Source organism: Arthrobacter sp. TB 26, from assembly GCF_000427315.1.
In the GTDB taxonomy this organism is placed as follows: Bacteria; Actinomycetota; Actinomycetes; order Actinomycetales; family Micrococcaceae; genus Arthrobacter.
This window is the reverse complement of sequence record NZ_AUPJ01000171.1, coordinates 1-3,075: the sequence shown is the minus strand read 5'-3', so window position 1 is coordinate 3,075 and position 3,075 is coordinate 1. Positions and strand designations below refer to the sequence as shown.

General features: G+C 65.8%; 3 protein-coding genes. 2 read left to right on the top strand and 1 reads right to left on the bottom strand.

Translation table 11 applies throughout. The annotated features are described in order from the left end of the window. Nucleotides 1-59: 59 nt before the first annotated feature. Nucleotides 60-839, top strand: a complete 780-nt coding sequence (locus tag K789_RS0105795) for a type 1 glutamine amidotransferase domain-containing protein (RefSeq protein ID WP_024365936.1) — start codon at nucleotides 60-62, stop codon at nucleotides 837-839. Nucleotides 840-938: 99 nt separating this feature from the next. Here the strand turns inward: K789_RS0105795 and K789_RS0105790 are convergent, their stop codons facing one another. After that, nucleotides 939-1,466: a DUF427 domain-containing protein gene (locus K789_RS0105790; protein ID WP_024365935.1), complete on the bottom strand. Its 528-nt coding sequence runs from the start codon at nucleotides 1,464-1,466 to the stop codon at nucleotides 939-941. Nucleotides 1,467-1,573: 107 nt separating this feature from the next. On the opposite strand from K789_RS0105790, the gene K789_RS0105785 reads away from it, so the two are divergent. Beyond that, a complete protein-coding gene (locus K789_RS0105785) occupies nucleotides 1,574-2,629 on the top strand; it encodes a DNA polymerase IV (protein WP_024365934.1) in 1,056 nt (351 codons plus the stop codon). Nucleotides 2,630-3,075 lie beyond the last annotated feature (446 nt).

The window sequence follows — 3,075 nt, the reverse complement described above, 5'->3', positions numbered from 1 at the left end:
GGCGGGAGGACCTGAATTGGGCTGGGCGTAGGGTGGAAGTTAGACGATAGGAGCACTTCATGAAGAAAATCCTCATGGTACTGACCAGCGTTTCCGAGATCGGCGATACCGGAGAGAAGACCGGCTACAACGTGGCCGAAGCTGCACATCCCTGGAAGGTCTTTAAGGATTCCGGGCATTTCGTCGACTTCGCGTCCATCCAGGGCGGCCAGCCCCCGCGCGATGAGGTGGACTCAGCAGATCCCATCCAGGTGGCCTTCACGGAGGACGAGACCACCCGCGCCGGTCTCTACAACACTGCCCGCGTCGACGTCGTTGATCCCGACCAGTACGACGCCGTCTTCCTCGTGGGCGGCCACGGCACCATGTGGGACTTCCCGGACAGCGAAGGCTTGCAGAATCTGGTGGCCAGCGTCTACAACGCCGGCGGCTTGGTGGGCGCGGTCTGCCACGGACCGGCCGGCCTGCTGAACGTGGAATTAAAGAACGGGCTTCGCCTCGTCGAGGGTCGGAAGGTGGCCGCCTTCACCAACGACGAGGAGGTTGCCGCAGGGAAGGACAAGGTCATCCCGTTCTTTTTGGCAGACCGGCTCGAGGAACAGGGCGCCACCCACGTCTCCGCCGATGTCTTTGAGGAGAAGGTCGTGGTTGACGACCGGCTGGTGACCGGCCAGAACCCGGCCTCAGCCGCCGGCGTGGCCAAGGAGATGGAGAAGCTCTTCGCAGAGGTCATCCACCAGGAAAAAGCCGAGGAACAGCACGAGACGGAGGCTCTGCGCGCCGAGAAGGACGCCGAGAAAAACGCCAGGAAGGCTGCTGCGGCAGGCACCGAGCACTGACGCCGGCAGCGCACTGAAACTGGCCCGTCCTTCGCACCGTCTACGGAGCTACCAGACGCAAAGTCAGGGGCAAGTCTCGCCGGTGCAGGGGCGATGTGCTCACCACCCGGCCGTACCCGGGCCACCCTTGAACGGGCCAACGATCTGCGCGGTGATCCAACCGCCGTAGAAGTCACCTTCCTGGAAGGTCACCTGCTCGCCGTTGACCTCGCAGGAGTCCATGTGACCCGGGTAGAGGGCCACCCGGGTACTGAGCGCCTCGAAACCCCGGGTGGGTTCCGGGTAGGTCCACCCGGCACGGGGCACGACGACTCCGCCGGCAACGAGGTCGAAGTAGTGCGCTTCTCCCTTGAACTCGCAGAAGCTGGTGCCCTCGGCCGGGACAAGGACGCCGGCAGTGAATGAGTCCGATGGCAAGTAGTAAACAGGCGGATGACTCGTCTCCAGGACGCGCACTGCATCGGTGGTGTCGGCAATGACCTGCCCGCCAAGCCGCACGACAACCCGTTCGGATCGCGGTTCGACCCGTGGCGGCCGCGGGTAGTCCCACACCGATTCTTGACCGGCTTTGGGTTTAATGGGCTGGGGACGCCGGAAGGAGCCGGTAAAACCTTGAGCAGGAGTCATGTCCCCATGCTGTCACCTTCTGCTGGGATTCCACCGGGGCCCGGTGGAGAGCCGATGCTTGGCAGGGATGTTTAGGGCAGACTGGTGGCGTGAACGGAATCCGGTGGGTGCTGCACGTCGATCTCGACCAGTTCATCGCGGCCGTCGAAGTGCTCCGGCGGCCGGAGCTTGCAGGCAGGCCGATCATTGTCGGCGGCCGGGGCGACCCCACGGAGCGAGCTGTGGTGTCGACCGCGTCCTACGAAGCCAGGGCGTTCGGTGTGGGTTCCGGAATGCCCCTACGCATTGCGGCCCGGAAAGTGCCCGACGCTGTGATCCTGCCCGTCGATCAGGAGGCTTACCTCGCGGCGTCTGACACGGTCATCGCTACCTTGCGCGAGCAGCCCGGCGCCACCGTGCAGGTGCTGGGTTGGGATGAAGCCTTTGTTGGCGTTGAGACAGAGAACCCGGAGTCCTACGCCCGGCAGGTGCAGGCCGCTGTCCTGGAGCGAACGCTGCTGCATTGCAGCGTGGGCATCGGCGACACCCTGGTCCGGGCCAAGGTCGCCACCGGTTTCGGCAAGCCGGCGGGCGTCTTCCGTCTCACTGCCGGGAACTGGCTCGACGTCATGGGCAGCCGGCCCACCAGGGACCTGTGGGGCGTCGGAACCAAAGTGTCGGGCCGGCTGGCAAAACTCGGCATTAACACAGTCGCCGAGCTCGCCGCGTCCGACCCCCAAGACCTCGTCCCGGAGTTCGGACCCAAGATGGGTCCGTGGTACGCGGAGCTCGGTCGCGGGGACGGCGCCAGCGTTGTGGACGACACCCCGTGGGTTGCCCGCGGTCATAGCCGGGAGACCACCTTCCAGCGGGACCTGACCGGGCCCGCCCAGGTGGACGACGCCGTGCGGGAGCTGACAGCGCGTGTCCTTGAGGATGTTGTGGCCGAAGGACGGCCCGTGGTTGGGCTGACCCTCAAGGTTCGGTACGCGCCGTTCGTCACCAAGACCCACGCGAGGAAGATTCCCGCGACATTTGACCAGAATGAAATCCTCGCGCAGGCCTTGGACCTCGCAGCCGGAATCGAAGCGGGCCGTCCGATCCGGCTCCTGGGCGTGCGGGCAGAAATGGCACTGCCCGACGATGCCCGACAGGGACATACGCCGACGCGCGGCGGTTGGTGACGGCGTCGTACATCGCTCCCGCCGCAGCGTTTGCCCTGGCCTTTGGGCGAAGGTGGTCACTTTTCGTCCGGGCGAGCCCGGTTAGGCCAATCACCGAGTAACGCGGCGAGGAGCCCCGGCCGCTCGTGCTTGTGCATGGCCCGCGCCGTCCGGCCACGAGCAGGGCCTGCCCCGGGAAGGTGCCCGACCCGACGTCGACCGCCCATTCGGCGAAGATTCGGCCCGGCCACGCCGCGCGCGATGTGGCAACCCAGGCCGCCGGTCGTGGAGTGACCCATCCCTGGCAGAACCGGACAGGACGCTGTTGATCCGTCGCTCCCTGTCAACACCGTCTTAATCGATTCGTGGCAGCAACACCACCCGAAACTATGTGGCCTCCCGGGACCCCGTGGGGCGCTGGCTGAATGATACAAGGCGCGACTGCATCTCCCAGTACGGAGTGGCGG